Source organism: Aphanizomenon sp. UHCC 0183 (genome assembly GCF_009712065.1).
In the GTDB taxonomy this organism is placed as follows: Bacteria; Cyanobacteriota; Cyanobacteriia; order Cyanobacteriales; family Nostocaceae; genus Dolichospermum; species Dolichospermum heterosporum.
Map to the genome: position 1 here is coordinate 11,178 of NZ_VILC01000052.1, position 25,600 is coordinate 36,777.

General features: G+C 42.6%; 7 protein-coding genes. 1 reads left to right on the top strand and 6 read right to left on the bottom strand.

Annotated features, from left to right (window positions below; all coding sequences use genetic code 11):
- The 4 genes from FJR37_RS17105 to FJR37_RS17120 form a co-directional block, all read right to left on the bottom strand.
- A partial coding sequence (locus FJR37_RS17105; RefSeq protein WP_168466613.1) for a hypothetical protein occupies positions 1 to 9,658 on the bottom strand: 9,658 nt, incomplete at its 3' end.
- Positions 9,645 to 17,180, bottom strand: a complete 7,536-nt coding sequence (locus FJR37_RS17110; RefSeq protein ID WP_168466614.1) for a DUF4347 domain-containing protein — start codon at positions 17,178 to 17,180, stop codon at positions 9,645 to 9,647. The genes FJR37_RS17105 and FJR37_RS17110, both read right to left, overlap by 14 nt.
- A gap of 359 nt (positions 17,181 to 17,539) precedes the next feature.
- Entirely contained in the window at positions 17,540 to 18,439 is a 900-nt protein-coding gene (locus tag FJR37_RS17115) for a hypothetical protein (protein WP_168466615.1), read from the bottom strand.
- A gap of 576 nt (positions 18,440 to 19,015) precedes the next feature.
- Positions 19,016 to 19,588, bottom strand: coding sequence for a hypothetical protein (locus FJR37_RS17120; RefSeq protein WP_168466616.1), 573 nt, complete (start codon positions 19,586 to 19,588; stop codon positions 19,016 to 19,018).
- A gap of 390 nt (positions 19,589 to 19,978) precedes the next feature.
- On the opposite strand from FJR37_RS17120, the gene FJR37_RS17125 reads away from it, so the two are divergent.
- Positions 19,979 to 21,304, top strand: coding sequence for an AAA family ATPase (locus tag FJR37_RS17125; protein ID WP_168466617.1), 1,326 nt, complete (start codon positions 19,979 to 19,981; stop codon positions 21,302 to 21,304).
- A gap of 535 nt (positions 21,305 to 21,839) precedes the next feature.
- On the opposite strand, the gene FJR37_RS17130 is transcribed toward FJR37_RS17125, so the two are convergent.
- Both FJR37_RS17130 and FJR37_RS17135 read right to left on the bottom strand, forming a co-directional pair.
- Entirely contained in the window at positions 21,840 to 22,067 is a 228-nt protein-coding gene (locus FJR37_RS17130) for a hypothetical protein (protein ID WP_053538830.1), read from the bottom strand.
- A 588-nt stretch (positions 22,068 to 22,655) separates the two neighbouring features.
- Complete coding sequence (locus FJR37_RS17135; RefSeq protein WP_168466618.1) at positions 22,656 to 25,535, bottom strand: carboxypeptidase-like regulatory domain-containing protein; 2,880 nt, start codon at positions 25,533 to 25,535, stop codon at positions 22,656 to 22,658.
- Positions 25,536 to 25,600 lie beyond the last annotated feature (65 nt).

Genomic DNA, 25,600 nt, shown 5'->3' on the forward strand with positions numbered 1-25,600 from the left:
CAATAGATAAGGATGTGTTGGTAACTTGACGAATGTAAGTGCTAGTTAATGATTCTGCACTTAATTGGCTATTAGCACCGGACAAATCAATGCGGAACGAAGTGTTAGTCGTTGTTCCAGCAATAGTACCTTGAGACACCACTAATAAATCACCAGTAGTGGTAATAGCTGCCGTACTTCCTCCGGCGTAATTATCAATGATGCTACCACCTGCCTGGAGGCGCACATCTCCACCAGCATTAACGTGATTGATATTTAAAGTTCCAGCAGCCTGTACTGCAACGGCATCACCGGCATCAATAGTGGTGATGTTGGTAATTTCTATGTCAATATCATCAGTTAATTGCAGGGTTAGGGATTCTACCACAGACTTGTCTTGTACTAATTCTCCTTGAATTAGGTTGACGTTCCCTACTCCGTCTGATCCATGATTTGCTGTTAGTTTTTGCCAAAGGGTTGTATCACCATAGATTTGCTTCCCTAAATCAAGGGTCTGATTTTGACCTAAATATTTATAAAGTCCATATTCAACAGCGTTGTACTGCACTAGAACAGTTTGATATGTTGCTAAGGAAACTTCTTGCTTGATGGATTTATTGGTTCCGGTAACAAAATTCGCTTGCAATTTCTCCCACAAGGAAGTGTTGCTGAAATTTGCCTGAGTCAGATCAACATCTGTGTCATCGCTACCTAAGTATTTGTAGGTGGCATAACTTACGCCTACTACATCACTTACAGAGGCACTGGAGAGGGTTTTCTTTTTATCAGTTGCTAGGTTGTTAAAGCCACCAGATAGGTCAATGGCAACCATGTTACCGACTTGTCCTAACTGTCCTTGGGCTTTGATGGTGACGTTGCGACCAATAATGTTAGAACCTTCTGTGTTACCAGCAGTTGGTGTAGTCCTTAGTAAGTTGGCATTGGGATAGAGGAAGCTATATAAACCTGCGGACAAGGGATATTTTAAGGACTCTGCATCAAATAGTTCTTGCGCTCTCTCACTAACTTCTGATGAACTGATGGAACTTCCTTCCACAAGATGATCAAAAATCGAACCTTGGACAGATTCTAAGTAAATATCTGCCGGAGTCACAATTGCATTGAGGTTCAAGTCTCCTGCTATTTCACGAATATAAATATCACCTTGAGCTTTAGCCCCTATACCACGTGTACCGCTGTCTACTCGTAACCAATCTGTTGTACTTCCTAATGCTCCAGCAGAAGTCTCAAGTTTAATTTCTTTACCACTGATTAATGAACTGGAATTTCCTGCGGTGATGCCTTGAGGTGCGTTTAATGTGACAGTACCATTACTGGAGGCAATATTACCAGCCACCAGGTTGCTATTAATGTTATCAAGAGAAACAATTGTTAAATTGATATCACCTACTGCTGTAGCATTGACCGGTTGTAGACCACCTTGTATTTTTAAGTCAATACCACCAGACTGAGCCTTGAAATTCAAGGCTTGAAGTCCGTTTTGCACATCGGCGTTATCTATGGTGTTGGCATAAACAACACTGGAACTATTACTATTAATGGAACTACCTATTAATGACACCTTGCTATTAGGAGATTCGATGTCACCTTGGAGATAAAGGACTCTGTTGCTGGTGATAGATATTTGAGCAGCATTTTTATCAGGCCCTTGGATGAAATCTATATCAATTGGATAATCAGCTTTTAAGGCGTTGGTATAGAAGTCTTTGAGTCCAGTAATAGTAGTTGTTCGCGTGTGTAAAGTTTTCTTTCTCAGCCAACCACCACCTGTAGTCCAATTTTCAACCTTGGTAGAAGAATTGACGTAGTTGCTATCAAACTTGTTATTAACTCTATCTGTAATGCTTGATAAGTTAGTGCCAATCTCTGTCCATTTATCGGTGTCAGTGAAATCTTGGGTAGATAGAACTAAGTCATCATTATCGCCGATATAACGATAAACCTTGTTATTGGCAACATTTCTGACCTCGGAAACGTTTTTGATCAAGTCTACGCTACTGTCGTTTACCTGTTGATACTCGATAGTGTAGGCGGGTAGAATAGTTGTAGCATTAGATACTAATGACTCCGATTCTAGCAGTGGCTTTTCATCACGGAACTCTACGGTTTTCCAGGTATAACTATCATCTGCAACTAAAGCATCCCAATCAAAACCAAAGAGGTTAAAGCTCTTTTTCTCATATTTTCTGACTTCAACCTGGGTTTTCTCCTGTCCCTCTGTCCACACATACTGGCGACCTAGTGGGGTTTGGTACTTGATGTCATCAGTGAAGCTATTTGTTGCTGGAGTTCCGGTTGCTGTGTAGGTAACAGTTTTGTTGACACTATCGTATACTCCGTCAAATTTTGTGGTCTTAATATTATTAGCATCAACTGTGTACTGAACCTTCTTGAGGGTTTCTGTGTCAAGGATGGTAATTTTACCTTGACGGTTGGTGGTGGTGTCAATGCGGTTGAGGATCAGTTGATAAATGCTCTGGTTGTTAATATCAACGTTGGTATAACCGTTGGCAACTTTCAATTGACCATTTCCTGTACTGAAGATTTGACCAGCCAGGGTAATTTCTCCACCCTTGGGAACGATGTCATTCAGGATGATTGCCTGTTGATTAACGTCAAAGTAACCATCTACAGGGACATTTTCTGTGCCGAAACTAATTCCTGCTAAGACATTGCCATTATCATCCACAAAATTTCTGGTTTGCTTACCAGGATTAAAGGTGGCAGCAATATCAAGTTCAATGGTACTAACACCACTTTGAATGAGTCCGTTGACGTTTAAGTAACGAGCGGTGATTGTAACTGGTCCTTGAGAGAGAATGCGGGATTGATTACGGTTAATGGCGGTTTCTAGGTTTTGACCATTGACGTTAGTAGCACTGTTGTAGGTTTCACTATCAGCAATACCATTTGGGTTATAGACTGTTTGACGTAGTCGGTCATAGTCGAGATATTGACGGGGGTCTTGATTGCTGTGGAACCAATCATCCGTATTCAAGTTAAAGTTGCTGGCGGCATTGATGGTGACGTTTTCGGCTTTAATTTCCCCGGAAACGTTGATACTACCTTCTTTGTTGTCAATTAACAGGTTGCCGGATTCGTTGATTACATCACCAAGGATGTAGATATCTTGGTCAACAGAGGGGATAACAAGACTGCCTGTGTCATATTGACTGTTGGGATAGGCATCTTGAACGATGGAGATGTTCTTAGCGCCGGTGTTGTTAACTGCGTTGGAGATGAGAGCGTTGTTGAGATAAACGTTACCGGGCTGGAGAACTGTGTATTGACCATCAACTATTCTGACTCGTTTGTTGTCACGAATGACTGCATCGTTGACGTTGAGGGTGAATGGCGACTGGTTGGTAATTTTAATTTCTGCGCCGCCTCTGGCTATTAGTTGATTGTTGCTAATTAGAGGTGTGAAGGCAGTGGAACTAGTTCTGTCTGCTTCAATAAAGATGGAACCTGGCGCGGCATAAATATTGGGCAGATTGATGAATAATAGGTCTATTTCTTTTTGAACTGTCGCTGATTCTGGATCAATTAGTCCAGAATCAGCGATCGCTTGATTGATGGCATCCAATTGTACTTGATAACGAGCTACTGCCTCGGAATTACCGGAGTGACTGTTAATCCAACCTTGGATTTTCTCTCTTTGTTCTAGTAAGAGACTACCTAAACCCGCATAGGACATTGTGATGTCGTCTAATTCTACTGGTTTAACAACGTAGAATTTGTTTTCGAGGGTGCTTTTTAAGTTATTGGTAACATCACTGGTATAAACAGTCAAGTCTTCCAAGTTCGGACTAGTGCCAAGGTCTTCCCAAATCAAAGTATTGGTATAGTTCTGGGTTTCTAAAATAATTGAGTCAGCGCCATCTTTGGTTAGAGGTTTGTATTTGTAGTAATGCCCGGCTGTACCACTTTCATAGGCATTAGCTATGGCTTGTACGACTGTACCAGTGGAAATGCTAAAGCTAATTTTAGCTAAATCCAATTCGGCATATTCATAGTTGGTCTCTTGATCAAGTCCCAGGGCGGTTTTTTCACTAGCAATTAGTTCATGCCCTAATTTTGCTGGGTCTAACTGTTGAGTACCACCGACACTGATGGGTTTAATTTGTACTACTGTTTTGTTATTAATTCCGGCTTCAATGCTGACACTACGACCAACCTCAATTTGATTGCTGCTGCTGACGGAACTACCATCTGGAACATTAAATCCGTAGGGAAGGGCAGAAAGATTCAATACTAAACCATCAGTTGCAGCCCGTTTATTCCCGCCTAATCCTTCTTTCGCAACTAAACTGACATCCCCTAATGCTCTGATTTTTGATGCGCCTTTAATGTCAATTTTATTGGTTTCGTTGATCTCGGCTTTCAAGACGGGAATACTTAAACCAGGACCGAAGGAAACGGTCGTAATTTCAGCATTGGCGGAACTATCTAGCAAGTTGGGAACGGCAAAACTATCTCGTCCAGTAAATAGATAAATGTCACTACCTTTGACGGTGGCATTATCTACTGTGATTTGGTTTTTGGCGTTGGTAGTTGTCTTCGCATCGCCGGCGGCAACTCCGCCAAATGCAGTGACGGAGAGGAGGTTCGCACTTGGTCTTAGTCCCGTATCAGTCCGGGTAGTCAGGTAAACATCCCCAGATTTATTTTCTAAGGTTGCGCCGTTAAGATTGATGGCGGCATTGGTTTCAGCATCAATTCTTGATAAACCCACCGCCAGACTGTAACCACCAACGGTTTCAATGCGGACATTGTCAACGGCAGTTGCTTGATTCAGGGTTTCAATTTTCAGGACTCCTTTCTTGGCATTTGTGCCGTTAACGGTAATGTTAGTGCCGCTACCAATGTTAACTACTGCCTGGAAGGGATTATCCGATGTCCCAATGTCTGTACCACTTGTAAGGACAGTAACGTTCGCGCCAGATGCAGAAGCAGCGATGAGGCTTGGTTTCCCGGCGGTTTCTTCTTTAGATACTCTGTTAATGGCATTGATGATCACATTATCAGCAGTAATACTAGTGCTAGTTCCTATATTTACATTAGCCTTACTGGTAATTAGATTCTTTGTTCCTGCTCCAGTCCCAGCTAATGCTGCTAGGGTAAAACTGTCAGCGGAGGAATCTACATTTTGATCATGGCTGGATGTAATGTATAGGTTATCTACGACGATGGCTGTGTTATTACCAATTTTGGCTAGGGTGGCGAAGTCGGTAGTCACGTTGGATTGAGCGCCCGCTACTGCAATAGCACCACCAGAGGCAGCTACACTTTCTGCTAATAAATCATCGGTACTAACGGCTGCAATTCTCAGGGCATTGGCAGTTACTTGTGTACCATCCCCGATGGTTGCTTGCACTTCATCAACATCATTGCCCTTACCTAAGGTAACATTGGACTCCATCGCGCCTAAAGCACCTAATCCGATGGCGCCACCGTTGGAGGAGGTTCTGCTTCTGGTGTTAGCGGCTGATCTGATGTCAATATCACCAGTGGATGTAAGTTTTGTGCCTTCGACAAAGGCTTTGAGGAGGATGGCAATATTGCCGGTCGCAATATTAACCACACCGCCTACAGCACCACCAGAAACCCCGGCGGTGAGGGTCTTATCTATGTCGGCAATGGACTCTACGTAAACTGCGGTATTGACTGAGTTAATAGTTGTGGTGATGGGAGTTCCACTTGTCCAGTTGTCCGCGACGGAATCACTATCAATCCAGGCTTGGATACTGCTGTTAATCTCGTTCTTAACTATGGCTCCACCCAGGGCAGCACTGATGATAGATGCCGCTATGCTGACTACTGTGGCATCACTGGAGAGGTATGCGTTCTCAGCGGCTAGGACATCCAAATTTGTGCCACTGGTGACTGTCACTGGTCCTGTAATATAGGCATCAATATCATTATTGATGGTGTTATACAAACCCACACCTCCACCGGCGAAGGCAAATAAACCACCACTGACATCAACTGCCACTGATGTTGTTACCGCGGTGACGTTGCTAATGCGGGCGCGTTCAACATCGGCAGAAATGAGAACATTGCCGGTGGTAGCTTGGATAGTTTTGGCAGTATTGCTCTTAATGTAAGCCTGGACACTATTGGTAATTTCGTTGACTACTTGAGATACAGCTACGGATACTGCACCTCCTCCCAAAACACCTGCGATCGCTGCACCAACTGCATGGGCTTTGGTCACTTGGCTATCGGAGATGGCTTTGATTTTTATGTCAACTCCGGCAGTAGCCTTAGTATTTTCTAGGTAGGCGTGGACTTTGCTGGCCATTTTGTTGGTGACTTCTGCCCCGGCACCAGCCGCCGCTAAGATACCTCCGGCGATCGCCACAGAACCAGCAAAGGAAACCGCATCAACTTTATCGGTGGCTTTGGCTTGGACAGTTATGTTGCCTTGATTGGAGGTCAAGGTCGAGTTTTTAACATAGGCTAATACTTCATTGCCCAAGGGTGATGTATCGCCAATTCCATCTAACCCGATGAGATTACGTGCTAAGGATACGCCAATCGCACCTGCCCCCACTGTCCCACCTGCCACTGAAGCAGCCCCAACGAGGGAGGTAATGGTCGCCTCGCTTTGAGCATCAATCAGTACATTGTTCTGAGCCATGACACTATTGCTGTTGTCAATATAGGCATGAACTTTGTTGTTAATAATGTTAGTAGCATTGGCTCCGGCTCCAGTCAGTCCTACCCCAAGCGCACTAATAGAGACACTAAGGGAAGCGGCTATCGTTGTTGCCTCAACTGTTGCGGCTTCTTTTGCCGTTAAAGAAAGTTGATCCCGTGCTATGACAGTAGGGCTATTGGTAATGTAGGATGCTACAGTATTGGCAATTGTATTCTCCGCCAATGCCACACCGATCGCCACGGAGCCGCTGCCTTCGCCAGCAACCGCGACGGCTAAGGCAGCGGCTCCGCCTTTAGCAGTAATTTTAGATGTATCCTGAGCTGTTAGCAGAATATTACTGGCTTCAATTCGAGAACCAACCGCACCATCAATATAAGTCTTGACCTGGGTGGCAATCTTATTAACCGTACTCACGCCAGCACCACTCAAGGATAAAGCTCCTTGCGAACCTCCTGAAATTGCTACAGATCCAGCCCATACTTCGGCGGTAATGGTTTGATGGGAAATGGCTGTCTGACGTATATCTCCAGTGGTAGCTTTAACAGTAGAATCCTCAACGTAGGCCTGGATTTGGGCTTTATTTCGACTGGCACTGTTGTCAATTTGCACAGTGCCATCTGCATTGAAGCCAATTAAATCGAAACCAATGAAGTTGTGCGCTATTGATGCTCCGATGGCTGCGGCCACTCCACCTGTGCCGCCAATCCCAACTGAGCCAGAAACCGCGAGAACCTCTGCATCAATTAATGATGTATTGCGGGAATCTAAAGTAACCTCTCCCTTGCTGGTTACTGTGCTGTCAATAATATAAGCATTAGTATTAGTACCAATAATATTGACCGCTTCTGCTCCTCCCCCCGATAAGGAAATGGATATCTTACCACTACCTGCAATTGCTATTGATGCTGCTGTAACGGTGGCAGTGATAGTGGCATCTTCTTTCGCTTCGATCTTGATACGTCCTTTTTTGGTAGCATAACTTGCCGTCTTTTGATATGTGACATCAAATTCAGTTGTTTTGTCGGTTACATCTTCCCAACGGATGATATCGCCATAATTCTCAGCAGATAAATCCACTTTATCCGGTAGAAGTAAATCACCATCCTTGCGTCCGAGAAACTGATAACGCTTATTCCCACTGGCAACGATAGTTACTCCTGGCAGTATTTGTTCTTTGTAGTTAACCTGATCCACCACGGCACGTTCAACTGTGACCGTCTCTTTCTTGATGTAGGCTTCAACCTCGTTCAATACTTCATTCAGGGCTAAAGAGACCCCGATTGTTCCTCCCAAAGCATTATCAGCCCCAAAAGATGCCGCTACAGCCGCACTTAAAGCATTTGCCGTAATTTTTGATGTGTCATTGGCAATTAAGTTGGCACTATCAGCAGTGATAATTCCTTGATCTGATTTCCCATTGGGGACTGTGCCATCAATAAAGGACTTGATTTGGGTTCGGATACGGTTCTCGGTACGAACACCTGCGCCAGAAAGTTGCCCCGCATTGCCAGCCCCGCCAGCAAGACCTACAGCAACGGCATCAACCCCTGCCTCAATTGTCCCGTTGGCTAAAGCCGTCAAGTAAAGATTGCGGGTAGCTTCGACTTTAGAGTTTTTAATATAGGCCTGGACTTCTGCTTTTGCCGCATCGTTATTTTCATTAGCCACAGGGCCAAGAGCTTCCCCAAAGCTCGCTTCCCAACCAATCAAGTTCGTGGAGAAAGATGCGCCAATCGCTACCCCCCCTGCATCCTTCAGTCCACGGGTTGCTGTAATCGCCGCAGCTAATACATCGGCGTTAATTGATGATGTATCTATCGCCTGGATATCAACATCGCCACCACTGGTGATCATACTGCCCTGAATATAGGCGTTAATCTTAGGAATAATGACATTGGTGGATTCTGCTCCACCACCACTTAGGGAAATGCCTGTCTGATTAGCGGCGGTCAAGGCCACTGCCACTGCCACTGCGGTGGAATTGGCGATAATTGTGGCTTTATTGATGCTAGATACCTGAAGGTCTCCGTCTGATGCGACCGTTGAATCGAGAATGTAGGCTTGGAGATTATTGTTGATTTGATTCCTGGCGATCGCTGCACCAATCGCTCCGCCGCCTCCCGCCAAACCTATTCCGACTGCAATTTCCCCAGTTAGAGATTTGATGATGCTTTCATCATCCTTGGCGTTGATCGTTATGGCTTTAGATGCCGTAACGGTAGAACCACCACTGATATAAGCTTCAGTGATATTTTTATCAATCTGATTCACGGAAACAGAAGCTCCGATTGCTCCACCAAAGCTACCTCCCCCGGCACCGACGTGAACCCCGGCGGATAAAGTTTCAATGATAGATTTTAATTTAGCTTTAAGCTCTACTTCGGCAGAATTGGATGTGACAGTGGAAGCATCAATGTAGGCAGAGACTTCATTGCTGATCTTGTTAATAGCAACTGCTGCTCCTGCGGCTATACCTACACCTGATACACTAACACCCACAGAAACTTGGCCAGCTAGAGACTTAATCGTATTTTCATTGTTGGCTTTTACCTGTATTTTTCCAGATGTAGTTACGTGAGAACTATTGCTAATGTAGGCTTTGGTAATTGCATTATCAATTTCATTAAAGGCTACTGAAGCTCCTACAGCACCCCCAAAACTACTGGTACTAACTCCCACCTGAACCCCAGCAGCAATGCTTTCAATAATGCCTTTACCTTGGGCATCAATAGTCAGTCCACCACTAGTGGAAACCACTTTGCTCTTCTCTATATAGGCATTTACCGTAAGGTTGCTAATATCATTGATGGCGATCGCTGCACCTAGTGTCGCCGCCCATGAAGAAGTGCTGACATTAACTGCCACTTGACCGGCTAAAGAACGAATAGTTGCTTCATCTTTTGCCGTGATCGTAATGGCATTTTTGACAGTGGTATTGGTGGAATTGGCGATATAGGCCTTGACTGAGCCAGAAATTTCATTAACCGCTGGCATTAATTGTCAGGCTACCATTTGTAGAAGTAACTACACTATTATCAATATAGGCATGAACATCAACGGGATTGATTTGGTTAACTGATACAGCCGCACCTATTGCTCCTGCCCCTGAAGACTTACTGATAGTAACTGCCGCTTGACCGGCTAAAGAACGAATAGTTGCTTCATCTTTTGCCGTGATCGTAACGGCATTTTTGACAGTGGTATTGGTGGAATTGGCGATATAGGCCTTGACTGAGCCAGAAATTTCATTAACCGCTACAGAACCACCAATTGACCCGGCAAAACTACCTGTACTTACACCTACTTGAACTCCAAAGGCTAGGGTTTCGATAGTGGCTTGAGATTCGGCATTAATTGTCAGGCTACCATTTGTAGAAGTAACTACACTATTATCAATATAGGCATGAACATCAAGGGGATTGATTTGGTTAACTGATACAGCCGCACCTATTGCTCCTGCCCCTGAAGATGAAGACTTACTGACACTAACCGCCACTTGACCAGCAATGGAGTTTATTTCCGATTTGTTATCTGCCAATACCTGAATATCTTTGGCCACATTAACCGTCGAGCCAGTAATAAAGCTTTGGGTATTGATCTTTTCAATGTCATTAATCGTGACTGCTCCGGCTCCGGAAATGGCAGCTTTACCAGAGACGGCGACGGCAGCGGTGGCGGCGATGGACTGAATCAATTGGTTACTACCGGCACTTATATCAAGACTATCAACGTAGAGAGTAGAACCAGTGATATCGGCGATCGCCTGATGACCTGTGGCGCTTCCAGTGCCGATGGCGTTGTAGGCGACTGCTGCGCCAAAACCAAGGGAAGAACCAGATTTGGAAATGGTGACAGAAATCGCGCCAGAAAGGGCTTGGATGGTTGCACTATCATCTGTAAGCAGTCTGGTTAAACCGGCATAATTATCGCTCTTACCTAGATTGCTGTTGATAACCGATGCTTTAGTGATATTGTCAACCAAGTTAACAGAAGCTGTTCCGGCAATCATCGCCGCAGTTTGTTGTGCTTGGGATACCCCAATGGAAGCACTTACTGTTTGAATCGTGCTGTCATTCCGAGCAATAACTTGTAGAGAGTCTTCATATTCGAAAGTGCTATCTTTGAGCCAAGCTTGGGTGTTGCTTTGAATATCATTCCACGCGAAACCAAAACCAAAACCACCACCACCTTTGGTTGAACCAAGGGAGACACTCGCAGTCCCCGCAATGGAGAAAATCTTGGAAGTGTCTTCTGCTTTGATCACATGAGTTTCGGGGAAGAATTGATGGTTGTCCCCTGTCATTTGGGTCGGATCAAGGGCGATCGCAAAGCCTAATTTGGCTTCCGTTTCCGAATTAGCCACTCGCAAGACTTTCGGATTACCAGCATCGGCGATCGCATAATAGGTTTTTCCGTTGGTCAAACCTCCAATACTCTTACCTCCACCGTTGTCATACACCAGAGCTTGACCTGTTTCAAATTCATGCTCACGGCTGAGAATTAGATTCTCTTTGACTTCCACTTGTGAGAGTTCAAAAGCACGATCATCAACTGGGTCAAACTCCTCTAAATTGTAAGAAAAACCATCTAATGCTGTCTTTTTTAAGGAATGAGAATCCCCAGTTGCTTTTGTTAAATCCAGGGAAATAGCATTGCTGTCACCTGAGTTCAGGGCTAGTTTGATAGTTTTCTCATTAACTTTAATAACATAATAGGTTTTCCCCCCTTCTAAACCACCAATATCATTACCATCACCACTGCTATAGGTAATCTGATCATTGTTATTAAAGCCGTGATCTTCAGCAAAAGTAATCGTATCTTGGCTAACAGGGGTAGACGCTAAATAGAGGCGATGTCCAGTACCAGTCGCAGAATCAGAATTGATATCAACAATATTGTTGCCAGCTACATCTGTGGACAACTTCATTATCTTGGAATTGATGGGGTCAACAACGACGTAATATGTATCGGTTGTATTCAAGCCACCAAGGCTCGTGTTACCACCATTGTCATATTTAACTGCTGTTCCTGTTGTCCATCCCAGACTATTAGCAAAGCTAATGGTATTCAACTTAGTTTGATAGGTCTGGATTTGATCAGAAGTTGATACTAGCACGGGCAAGATATTCTTACTGCTCGTTAAATTAGCATTCACTCCCTGCACAAAACTCGCTGTGTCGTTGTTGATTTGGTTGTAGGAGAAAGAACCTGCCAGACTCACATTCGTTTGCCCACCATTGCCAACTGCACCCGATCCACCTGCCACAATAGCGATAATATTGCCATTGCTCTTGGCATTTACATTTAATTGTTCTGCATTTAATGTGAGCTTTTTATTCGCCCCTTGACCATAAATATAAGCCTTGGCTGTGCCGCCAACTTCGTTCCAACCCGCTGCTCCAGCAATACCTGCTGAATTCTTGCCACGTCCGGATTTAACAAAAGCAACAGAGCCACCAATCGCATAAAGATCGGTTTCATTAAGTGCTGCTAAATCCACTGACACTGCTTGGAGAATACCTGCATCGTGGACAATAGATTGGACATGATCATTAACTTTGTTATAGGAAACATTTCCTGATATGCCAATGGCAGAGGTCGGTTGTACGCTAATTGCGTTACGTCTCCCTGTACTACCAGTTTTAGTAGTTTTTGGCGGGTTTGGTGTACCATCGGCTACCGCAGCAGCCACAGAAAATGCCCCTAACCAGCCATCGGACTTGGCATCAACTTTGAGAGTACCAGTAATATTAATATTCGTATTTTCTGAAGGACTGGGGTAATTAGTTAAGCTAAGGGGGTCAAAATTGTCTGCAAAGGGGTCAATATTACCAATAATGGCGTAGGTATTACGGTTGATATCATTAATGCCTACCGTTGCGCCAAAACCTAAGCTCTGACCTACGGCTACACCACCAGCCCAGTTGATATGGGTATCTAGACTGCCAGCATAAATTGTCACATCATTACCTGCAACAGTAGTACCTCCTGCTAGGCGAGCAACTGTGGTACTATCTTGATTCACATAAGCAAATGTTCCACTGATACCATAACTTTCTGTCGCTTTAGCACCAGCTTGGGTGAAGTTAAAGTTCATGATAGCTTCTTCGGCCTTCATGTTAAAACCACCTCTACTACCAGACCAGATAGAACTGCCTGTTTCAACCAAAGCCTGTGTTCGATTGTCGAGGAACATTAGAGCAAAAGCACCACCAATACCAGACTTACCATCCGCGCCTAATAACTTAATATCGGCCTTACTCAAATCCACCTTACCGAGGTCTGCTTCTAATGTAGGTAGAGAGAACTTGAATACCCCTGTTAGATTCAACAGTTGCATATAGTTGGTAGCTTCAACCGAAACACTCTGATCCTGGAGATCGACTTTACGGGTTCTCCAGCCATTATCTTGGTTAATCAATGCCCCAGATTTTACAATCGCATCCGCATCATTATTGAAAATCAGCAGGTTGACGGAACCGGAAATCCCGATATTTTCACCTGAAGCAGTACTACGCGACCAAGTATTGAGGAGTTTAGATTTCAGTCCTAATGTTCCATCTAAATAATCATTGACAGCGCCATAACCATCTGTCTTCACCAGGTCAACCAATTCCCCTAAATTCATGGGAATAAATTCATCAGGTCTAGTGAGATAGGGATATTTCACCCCTGCAATCACTCGTGTCGCCCGATCCGCATCTAGCCGCGCTCCTCCATGAACTGTGGCATCTGCATTGTTGTTATAAATCCCAACAACAACGGCTGCACTACCGGATGAAGTAGCTCCTCCAACCACATCACTATCGGCGTTAAGCTTCATCTCTTCTTCGATTTCAGCTTTAACCTCTAAATCTTCACCAGACTTGAGTACCGCAGTGCTACCTACATTCGCCTGGACATCATGATTGGTGTGGGCGAATGCTAAAGCACCGGCGATAGACAAAGAACTCTTGTCATTATTGCCTCCAGCTTCAGTCTTATTCGCTGCATCACCATTCTTCTTGCCATTGACTAACTTGTCAAACACTTTGCCCACAAGGCCTGTCACACCACCAATAGCATCCAGAGAAACATCGGCAGATCCAGCTTTTGGCTTATCGTTCATCTCAGAAGTGGCGATCGCCGCATCACTACTAGAAAGATGGGCTAAGACACCAATACCTGTTGCTAACCCAGAATCCAAAACGTGGGTTGCGGTTAGACTATGGTTACTTCCCGTTGCTAACGTGGGGTCAATGTCTAGGGCGATCCCGGCACGGGCTTTATTCTCAGAATCAGTCAACTGGATCGTCTGTTTTGTGACAAAACGATTATCACCATCAAGATTGTTCTCAGAAGTAGCTGTGACAACGTAATAAACTTTGCCATCTTGTAAACCACCAATTGGTCTACCGCCATTACTGTTATAAATAACAGCTTGACCCAATTCAAAGGTTGAGCCGACTAAACTAAAATTGGCATCATTGCCAAAAAAGTCATCACCCTGGAAAGCTTTATTATCCAGAATAATTTGATTACTTGAGTCATCAACAATGCCTAATTGGGTGGGGTTAAAGCTCTTACTATTAACTGCTGCCCCATCGTCGAATTTAATCACCAACCCTGTTAGGTCCGCCTCTGGATTGTCCTCTAATTTGCCATAGGCTTCTAATGCTTTTAGTTCACTGCTGGCTAAACGAATGACGTTGGCATTATTTGGATCTGTGACAATAAAATAATCAGAGCCATCAACTAAACCTGTTCCTGCTTGAAATTGGGTTTCAACGCCACCAATACTCGTGCCACGGCGATTCGCATAACCCACTTGATCTCCGGTGGCTAAAGCATGGGGAGTGATGGAGGAATCATTGATACCATAGACTTTCGCTAAATCAATGGTATTGGCATCAACATCAACAATTGGGGTCGTGAACTGATGATAGGCGCTGAGGGTATGGCTAGTACCAGCACTGGTTAGATTAATGGCAATACCTTGGCGAGCATCACTTTCGGTAGCGGCTAATTGAATGACTTGCTTACCAGAACCATTATCTCCATAGGTGATTACGTAATAGGTTTTTCCATCGGTTAAACCGCCGATCGCCTCTCCCGCACTGTCATAAACAACCGCCCGACCAATATTGAAAACATCACTGCCAGAGAGAGTTAATGTGTTATTTGCATTATCAACCCCAGCAGCAGTGAAATTTTGAGTCCCTAAAGCCGCAGAATTACCATTATCTAAATCTACAAAATTTCTGCTATTGATCGCATCACTACGGTTTGTCGTAAATTTTAGAACATTGGAATTTGTTGGATCAACCCAGACATAATAAGTCCCATTATCCATCAACCCAAAACCCTGACCACCCTTGGCATTATAGGTAATCTTATCGCCAGTTCTTAAGGCATGGGAGACTCCAGATAATGTGAGTGAATCATTCCCTGCATTCAGGGTTGATTTAGTCGGATCAAACTCATAGGTTACCGACCGAGTGGGATCTAGCTCCAGCTTAACAATCGCCCCTGTATTTTGGTTGGCTGTAATCGTTCCATTAACTGTGGCATTAATGTCAGTATCGCTGATGGTGATCCCAAAACCAAAACTAGCAGGACTAGTGTTTCCCGTCTTGGACTCAGCATTAGATTCTGTAGAATTATTTCCTAGAGCAATAACATTGACTGACTTACCCGCCGTAATCACAACATCTTGGCTCACTGTCGCATGAGATTTAATGTTGGTATAGTCTACGGCAAACGCTAATCCAGGAGAGGTAGAACCCTCTTTTCCCTCTATCTTTGAGGTAATACTAGCCGTTGCATTGCCTTCAGAACCAATCCTGACTGCTTCCCCTGCTTTAATTTGAGCATTACCACGGAGATCAACCGTTGCCTCAGCGTCAGCATAGGCAAAACCAATACTAATCAGACTACCCGCAGCTTGACCGGAACTAATGGTATTTGCCACAGCTTCAACACTGACACCAGCCAAACCATCTAATACCACACCAGTATTAACTGTCACTGAAGCCTTAGACTTTCGCACTAAAACTTTCACTGGTAAGGCTAAAGCCTCTTCCATGCGACTTTGCAAAGGAGCAATGACAAAATTATCTAACAAAGAATCCGCGCCGATCAACTCAGTGAAGTTCTTGTCTTCAGCCTGGGCTTTAATGATGATGTTATTTCCTTTCAGATTGGCATTATCCCCAATGGAGATAGTTGCGGTTTTGGGACTCCAATCATCTGGCAAAGTTACCGGGAACAAGTTGTCAATAGTTGCATTACTGAAGTAACGGGCATTCAGCCATAAATCAGCAGCACTGAATTCCGAATTATTCTCAACATGGCTGAGTAGCTTTGCCTCATTACCGATGTTGATTTCTCTTACAGATTGAATATTTCCTAGAGCAGCAGTGATATTAATGGGATTGATCCCAATAAAGTAAAGCTCACCAGAATCGCCTGTTGAGTTAGCCGTTAAATGATTTGCGTTGGCTGCAACCTGACGGGTGGAGATCGTCACGCCATTTGCTACATTAATCGCCTCAACAGAAACGTTTAAATCACCGCCACCAAGATATAAGTTATGATTGAAATTGATGGTATCTCCGACTAAACCTTCGATAATAAAACTATTTAACCTGCCATTGCTAAAAGAAATATCACTGGTAAAAGTTAAGGTATCTTTTTCTAATCCTAGATCAAACTTAATGTCTGTGATGTCTGCCAGAGCAACAGTTACATTGCCATTAGATACAGTTGTTCCTGTCCCCGTAGCCATTAAAGCACTACTGTCGGAAATAATTAAATTCGTGCCATCGGAAGATAACTCTATCTGATTTGCCTGATTTGCAGAATCAATATCTTGAAATGTGAGTTTTCCAGCGGATAAACTAACTGTTCCAGACCCCAGAACATCCGAAAAGGATTGATCTGCTTGCCAAACCGTCGCCTCGATATTACCCGTTTGGTATTCTAAAACCCAGTCGTCACCACCGAATGTAGTATTACCTGTCAAGTCATCCGATGCAGCCACATCTGCACCAGTCAATTGGGCAATTTGATTAACAAAAGATTCACCAAGTGTTCCATGGGCAATATTACAACCATAAAAAAGAATATCCCCCTGTTCGGTGAGAGCATTCCCCCAACCCATTAACTGATTGCGATAATCCTGTAAATTTCCATTATTGAGATTTGTATTACCCAGTTGTGTGCTACCTGCATCACCATGAGAAAAAATATGGATTGTATTAATATTCGTATAATTACTTAATATTTCGCCAATTTGCCCGATTCCATCAAAATGGCTATCGAGTACAACTACCCCTACGGATGAGCTTAGGTTTGATAAAATTTGCCCGTAGTCTTGTACCAATGAATCAACAAAAACCAATGTGTCTAACCCGTAATTCGGTAAACTACTGGATTTATATGGTTTTTGATACAAGGAATCTTCTAATTCTGAATTTAGTGGTTGTAGCGGGTCAGAATTATAGGAGTTTAGGTTCGTGATATCATTTATGCTCATTTAAGCGAAGTCCTTACAAATTATATATTTTCAACACGAATTATTCATTTGATTCTGTGAACAGTTAACAGCCTAGTTAGAAACCGCGTCTACACAGGCAAAACCCAGATGGTACGTGGGTTTAAATTCCCTGATTTTTCCTTAGGGACTTCCAATTAAAAAAATACCCAAAAATTCCTTGTGGTGCGGGCATACCATGGCTAACGCCACGCTACGCTAACGACAAGCTCAGTACAAGTCTTGCCCGCTAACCATCAAGGACGGGCAGGATGCCCATCCCACAAAATCGGGTAATTTATTTTTTGGTGTTCCCTCCCCTACTCCCCTGCCTCTCTTCTCCCCCTGCTTGCCTTCACCCGTCATTTTTGGGTTGACGGACTACTAGGTACAGTGAAGGAAAAATTGAAAGGGAGAACATTTTGGTTAGTCCTAGAATTTAATGCCCAACCTTTATTAACCCAAACAAGTTTTCCAGAAAAATTATAAGTCCCAGCGGGAAGAGGCTTTTCATCCTTTGTCGGATAACTAATCGGGAATTTACGGCTACTTTCAGCTACTATTGATGTAGGTAGGCCTACCTGACTGAGAATTTCCTTATCCCCTTGTTTAAGTGTCCATTCAATATAGGGACGAGTTGAACCATTACCAGTATTTTGGACACCAAGTAATATTTTTCGTTCTTTAGGATTATATTCAACCCCTGTAATGTTGAGATTGGCGGCAGTTTTACCTTGACGAGCATAAACGGTTGCCCCAATTCTGGTTACAAGACCCATTTTTACAGTGACTACATCCTTAGGTGCATTGGGGTTATCAGGAGATTCAGCTAATGATTGAACATACACTACCGCCCGGTACTCTTTATTAGTGATATTTCTGGGAATACGAGTCACGAGTCGCACCTGTCTAGATTGTCCTGGTCCGACTGTTAACTCACGGGGAGAAAATACAATATAGGGGGAAAGGTCGGCTTTACTATTAGGTTCTGAAGCGAATCCTCCATCCGTATAGGAAAAAGATTCGGTATAGAGTCGAGCGCGAACAGGGTCAGTAGTGCTGGCATTGACGATGGTAAATGCCCCTTCGGACTTACCACCTTCGCTATTTAACTCGACAATGCTTGGAATCAAATTTAAGGATTGTGCTTGAGCCATTTGGCCAGATAGCACCAGAGGGAGTCCGATAAAACTTCCCCAAGTAAGGACGCGGATACCAAAATTAAGGATATTTTGCAGAGAAGAAGGGTAAATAGTAAACATAAAGCACTTTCTGATGTTATGAGGTACAGTTTTTTATCGCAAAACTCGTAGGGGCGCAGGGCCTGCGCCCTCCATTGCGCCCTTCATTGCGCCCTCCATTGCGCCCTCCATTGCGCCCTCCATTGCGCCCTCCATTGTATTTCATAAGAATGAGAATTGCTGTAGGTATACTGAAAATAACTCTACTGATTTTGTCAGTCAGGTGCATTGCTTGTTTTTAAGGTTATAGCAAATTGTCATCAAACCCAGAACAAGAACCCTACCCCCTCTCCGCAAGCGATGAATGGGGCTAGGATGTACCTTGTAAGTAGTGAGACAGAATTAATTACACAATGTTATTGCGTTAGCGCAGCGTGGTCGCAATGACTAAATATCTCCAAAAAAGAATGTAGAGACGTTCCATGGAACGTCTCTACAAGAGTTCTAGGATACGCACATTTAATTTCTGGAGATGTCTACTGTAAATATTTTTGTCCAATTACTTATGATTGGAAATCGCTGTAATTTAATCTAGTTATGCAGATACCTTTCATGGCAGGTATCTACATGGCTATGGGAACGCAGATTAAGTGCTGTCTATAGAGGAACTGCCGTTACTAAAACTGTATATTTGTAGACACCTACGGGAATAGTAGACTTAACTTGAGCGTTCATATCAACAGTCCAGTCTATTGGGTCAGTAACAGCAGTAAGGTCAGTACCAAGAATGAAACCATCGCTTCTGACAGAGGTACCAGCAAGGCCTGTACCAGGGGATGCGGTATAAGCTACTACGTTCCCAACGAGAGGGGCAGTGGCAGTAGTTAAAACTGACTTGGTACTAATTAGAGTAAGAGGACTGTTGGCTGCATCAGCAACAGGAGTGTCTACAAAAAATACTGTGCCTGAGTTGCATGTAGATGTAAATTTTGCTGCGACTGGGGAGACACCACTAACTGCGTCCAGTGCTGTGGTAGTGACAGAGCCAATAGTTCCCAGGTCACGACCTCTGGCTATAATTGTACCCGATTCGATATTGGTGAACAAACAGTTAGCCTGAGCAACACCTGTAAAGTCCAGATTCAGTTCTTGGTCAGCCTTAGCTACGGGTGCTAATAAAAAAGAACCGCCTAATAATACAAGAGCAGAAATTAAAGAAATACGTTTCATTTTTTTAATACCTAAAGTAGATGTATCTGCCGAAGTTAGTTTTGATAAACAAAATAATTAACTCCAGTGTTATCACTATAATCCTTTTTCTATATGGTATGGACGAATTTAAGAAAGTTAAGTAAAGTTCATTAATTACAATTCTGAAAATCGGTTTATAATTTGGTTGTAGCTATTCAGGAAAAAAAATAAACTTAGTACAATTTTCCTTAACTTCCTTAAATTCATCATTTTTAAGTTGAGTCGTGAATGGGCGCAGAGAGCGGGTGGGGGATACCGAAAGATAGAGGAAATAAGTAAGAAAGTTAGATATACTAAATATCTCCCAAGCCTTAGATGCACCCAGTTGTGAAAAACCAAAGAAATCGCCCTACATACTTATTAACCAAGTTGGGTGAGAAAAAAATAATTAATACTCTTACTGCAAACCACGTAAACCCTCGTAATAGAGTTACTTGGGTAAAGAAAAAGATGCAAAATACTGATAAAATTATAAGTGAAAATACAATTCGTAAAATTTTAACAAAGCAGGGTGTTGAAGAGTATGCAATTAAAATAGTATTTAAGGCATTGAATATATCATATAAGCGTAACGTAGATGTCATTCTAGTTTCAAAAGATACAAATACTGCGAAGAGTTGCCATCAAGACTTCTTTCCTGTTGACAACAAACAGTCTAATTTTTTCGGTAGAGATGATGACATAGCAAGGCTTAATACTCTAATCAATCAACATCAAAAAGTGATTGTTATTCAGGGACCAGGAGGACTAGGTAAAACAACTTTAGCCAGGCAATATTTAGATAATCAAGGGTTTGATTTAGTTTTATCCCTAGAAATGGCTAGGGAGACTGGGAACATCATTAGCGTAGAAAGCGTAGTTGAAGAATGGCTGCAACAATACTTTGAACAAGAACCAGGAAGGGAATTTGGTATTGCACTCGCAAGATTAAAAAAACACTTGCAAAATCGCCAAGTCGGGATATTAATTGATAACTTAGAACCCGCACTAGATAAACATGGTAGGTTCATTCAAAATTATAGTCGTTATTTAGAATTATTAAGGGTTTTAGCTGATGCAACTGTGCAGTCATTTACGATAATTACTAGTAGAGAATGTTTATTTGATGACCGTGTTGATATAATCTCTCATTATTATTTAAGTAGATTAGGTGTATCAGCGTGGCAAGAATTTTTTGCATTTCACGAAGTCGAGATTGATATTTCTTTACTAGAAGAAATGCACATAAAATATGGGGGTAATGCAAAAGCTATGCACGCCCTAGTTGGGTCAATAAAAACAGATTATGAAGGAGATGCAACTGCTTATTGGCAAGAAAGTTGTACTTTGGTGGAAAGAGGATTAAAAAATTTAGTTGTCAATCAATTTAACCGATTGCAAAGTTTAAATCCAAATGCTTATAAGTTACTGTGTCGGTTAGGGTGTTATCGCTATCAAGATATACCGCAAGTTACCGAAGATGCCTTACTAGCTTTGTTGTGGGATATTCCTGACCAGCAAGAGCGTATGTATATAATTAGAAGTTTAAAAAATTTGCGTTTGTTTGAATTTGCCAAGGGGAAGTATTGGCTGCATCCACTGATTACAGAAGAGAGCGTAAAAAGGTTAAAATCAAGTCAAGAATGGGATGAAGTTAACCGAAAAGCAGCCGAATTTTGGAGAGGTAGTGTGACAGGGGAAACGCATCTATACTGAAAACGGTTAGTAGTTTAACCAAATATGAAACCCCTCTGGTAAACCTCTCCCTAACCCTCTCACTAACCCTCTCCTAAAGGGAAAAGGAATAATATTTACAGCAATTCTCGTTCTCATGAAATAGAATGGAGGGCGCAGGCCCTGCGCCCCTACGGGTTTGGCGATAAAAAAGTCCAGCTTCTAGCCGTTTTGAGTATACTAAACACGGGTGAGATTTAAACTTTTGCCAAATGACAAAGAACCCAGATGTGTAGCGGTAAAGCAAGAGCTTCATTGGTGTCAACTTAACGTAAAACATCTATCCCGCAAAGAACTCAAGTCATCTCATTCCCAGTCAGAGACTGGGAATGAATTCTAGAAGGCTCTGCCTTCAATGATTTTAGAGGCAGAGCCTCATTAACTGCATTCCTAGTCAGAGACTAGGAACGAGATGTGGTGGGGATTTTAGCTTAAGTTGACACCATTAAGCTTTTGCTTTACCCCTACGTTTAGAATCAAACAATCAAGCCGTTTTGAGTATATTTTGTGGCTTACTCTAAGCGACAGATGTTAACTCAAGACTTGCAGCAGGAGTCGCTGATTCTCCGTTATTGGGAGCAGACTGGTCTTCTGGAACATCTACATTTAAAACAGCACTAGGGGCGCTAGTTAGAAATTGAATTGCTCCTGCAACTTCTTTGTAAGGACAATTTTGCAGATAGCCAATCAATCCGTCCCGTTGACGATCTGTAATCAGATAAACGGTCTGTTTAACGTTACTCATAAAACCTCACGGTATGTGGAAAACTTTTTTGGGATTTTAGACATTCTGGCGTTTTTTCACCCTGTACGGGCAGAGTTACTTTAAACACGGTAAAAGTACATTAGTTGTCTCTAAACATACTATTAACAAGCAAACAGATTTAACTGTTCAATAGACATCTCCAGAGATTAAAGATCCTTGACCTTGACCCCCTGTAGTAGAGACGTTCCATGTAACGTCTCTACCATCTTTTCTGACCCAGGTTGGGACGGTCTACCACTTCTTCTATACTGCAAACGGTTCATAATTTAACCAAATATGAAACCCCTCTGGTAAACCTCTCCCCGCAACGGGGAGAGGCTTTGAACCTTGTTCTTTGTATGATAAAAAAGTCCAGCTTCTAGCCGTTTTGAGTATAACATACCTCTAAGATACAAGGTTGGGTTGAGGCACGTTCACGAAGTGTGGCATCAGCCATAACCCAACAAATGCGTCGGGTTGCGCTGTCGTTTAACCCGACCTACAAAAAATGGACAAGGTATTGTTAATAAAATACACTATAATCTATTTTAGATCAATACTTTTTCTTTTATGTCTAACTCAGTTATATTACGGTTTAAGTCTCAAATTTAGCTGTTGATATGGTTCGGAGGATTGGCTTAGATCTATTGTTTTCGGTGCTGCGGGGATATTATTAATGAAAAGATTATAATTAGGGTCTATTAATCCCTCTAGATAATAGATACCGTCCGCACTAGTAATAGAAAAGACTCTGTGACTAGAGGTAGAAGACACAGCTTCAACCTTGGCACCAGACATAACTTTTCCTTGAGAATCAGTTGCAGTTCCTGATATCGTATAGGATCTAGCAAAGGGAATCAGGACTTCTGTAAAACCTCCCCCTGTAACTTCAATCCCTACAGCAGTATTTTTAGTAGGATACCAATCTAGAGGATAGCTAGAAGGATCTAAGTCAAGGCGATAAAGTCCTGGGTCAATGGGTACAACAATCTCATTATCAGTAACTTCTGATGGATATTGGGAAATAGGCTTGTTATTGAGAATCAAGAGTGAGTCGAATTTTTTGACAATTAAAGGCTCTGTTGGCTCTCTAGTACCGTTATTATTTTTATCTAAAAATGGTTTAAGTAGAATACCACTAAAAATGTCGCCTATAGGTGGAGAAGAATCTTTTAGGTAAACACCACGTTTGAAGTCAAAATTAGTTGATAGTGAAAGTTCAAATCTACCACTATTAGACCCCAAACCAACATTACTATAATTAGCTTGCAAAAATAAACCGGAAAAGATTTCGTGGGAGAAATTAGTCATAAATCCCGACCCATTTGAGCCAATAATATAACCTAATTCTACCTGCAATTTAGATTTATTTGGCTGAAAACGCCAATTGAGAGTTAGTAAAGAGTCCCCTTTAGAGTTGCTAGAACCAGGTGATGCAAGAGTTTGATAACTCAAACCCAGAGAATTATAGGAATTGCCTGCTTTTAATCTAGAGTTACCTAAGAGATTGTAAGTGAGGTTAGTTTTGGTAAGAAAATTACTACGAGAATGTTGGAGTTCAAAATTACCTATTTTGCCAGTTAAATCCCATTTTAGTTTGCTTACACTATTCCATTGCAGAGTTAGGGAAGCAGAAATTTTCCGGACTAATATATTAGTTCGCGCGCCAATGTTGTACCTAAATGGCGAACTAGCAGTGTAGTCATAGTTAAAATTACTAAATAGCGATAGACGGGGTAAAATAGTTCCACTAATATTCAAACTACTGCGTTGTAAATCTGTAGCTAAATTGGCTTTGATTTTAGGAGTGGGATTATACTGAATATTAGCATTAAAGTCCCAATCTGTGTTCAGAGTTGGAGTTAAAGCCGAAGCTGTAATTTGTAGGGGAGTATTTTCGGGTTGAAACAATAACTCTGTTGAGGCGGAAAAACCATTGTCATAACTAGCGATCGCTCCCAATGTCAGTTCTTGGGATACCCCATAACGATAGCTGGCAGCTAAAGACAAATCACTGAAAGTTCCTAAAAACTGTTTGTTATTAGTAAAATTATTGCGTCGTGTCCCGGCTGATACCATTAGAGAAGAAGTCTGGGAAGGCGACTGTCCAGGGATAATTGGGAGATTGACAATCCTTTCTTCGGGTTTAGATGTCAGTTTTCCTTGGGGATATAACAGTAATCGCACCTCAGAAAGGGTGACATCGTTAAAGCTGTATTTTCCTGATTCATCCACTAAAACCTCGGCAAAAAGCTGCTGATTATACCTAGAAAGTAATTGTACTAAAGTTCCTGGAGCGGCTTGACCTCTCACCGTTTGACCGAAACTGGTTGGCCGGACACGAGTATTTGCGTTTCCACCGTTCCCCAGGGGCATGGTAAATCCCCAGCGTTTGACGGCAGTTACACCCCAAAAAGGTTTGGGGCTAGTGCTACGCCAAAAGGGCTGTTGTGAGCCTATAAATAAATCGGTGGAGCTTTTGTTGAGAGTATAGCTGGCTGAACCTAATCTCAAAATGGTTTCATTTTTATTTTTGTCTTGGGTTCGTGTTTGATTGAGAGTAAGAAGCCATGATCCTCCTAGCAAGCTACCACTACTGGTAAATGTTCGGTTCTGACTACCACGAGAAGGGGAATTTTCGGTTGTTTCTTGTTTATTTATGGTGGTGACAGTGAATCGAGGCGCGGAAAGATGGGGGATATTCGTGAAGTCAATGGGCGGTTCAACGGGGACTTTGGTGGGGTCAGATTGGTTTGTGGCAGGATATTTAATTTGGATGCCATAATTATTAATGTCAAATTCTGGAGTAATACCAAACCAGTCTTTAACATCCCGTATAGACAACACAGCACCAATTTCGGGGTCGAGTTTGAGGCGGCTAAGATCAAGATTGAAGATAACTGTGCGTGATCGTAACTGTACCTGACCATTAGGCAAATTAGTCACCCGAATATTTAACGCCTTGATCATTGAATCATAGGGAACAAGCCAATCATCAAATTGAATTGCCTGAGAACCATCCTCAGTTCCCCTTATCAATGTACTTTTAACAACCATACGTCCATCTACTTCAATTCCAACAGGCAAAACACCCCATTGAGCAGCAATATTTTTAGGATCAATGGGGGGGATGGGTTGGGGGGATGGGTTGGGGGGAGAAGGGGCAGACTCATTAACTGGCGAGACTGCTGCGGTTTTAGGAACTTCTTGAGTAACTTCCTGATTTTTACTATTTGTTTCTTCTTTATTGAGTGGTTTGTTAGAGATTTTATCCGAGTATAGCTTATTTGAATCTATCACTCGCGGAAGCTCTACTGTATCGGTAAACTCTTTAACTCCAGGCGTTATAGCAGGCTTAATTTGAGTTTGTGCAAATACAGCAACGGCAGGGTTTATATGCTTACAGTAGTGGTCATAATTAGGATGGTAGTTGAAACATTGGACAGATGGTAAAAAATAAAAAGCCATCTTTATATATTTAGGTAGACATAAGCTAAGAGGCTGTTTAAAAAGTTTTTAATGTATAAATAAAT

Bases quoted from the DNA above. Each gene is read 5' to 3' on its own strand.
- FJR37_RS17135 (WP_168466618.1), bottom strand. From the start codon at position 25,535: ATGGCTTTTTATTTTTTACCATCTGTCCAATGTTTCAACTACCATCCT.
- FJR37_RS17120 (WP_168466616.1), bottom strand. From the start codon at position 19,588: ATGAAACGTATTTCTTTAATTTCTGCTCTTGTATTATTAGGCGGTTCT.
- FJR37_RS17130 (WP_053538830.1), bottom strand. From the start codon at position 22,067: ATGAGTAACGTTAAACAGACCGTTTATCTGATTACAGATCGTCAACGG.
- FJR37_RS17110 (WP_168466614.1), bottom strand. From the start codon at position 17,180: ATGAGCATAAATGATATCACGAACCTAAACTCCTATAATTCTGACCCG.
- FJR37_RS17115 (WP_168466615.1), bottom strand. From the start codon at position 18,439: ATGTTTACTATTTACCCTTCTTCTCTGCAAAATATCCTTAATTTTGGT.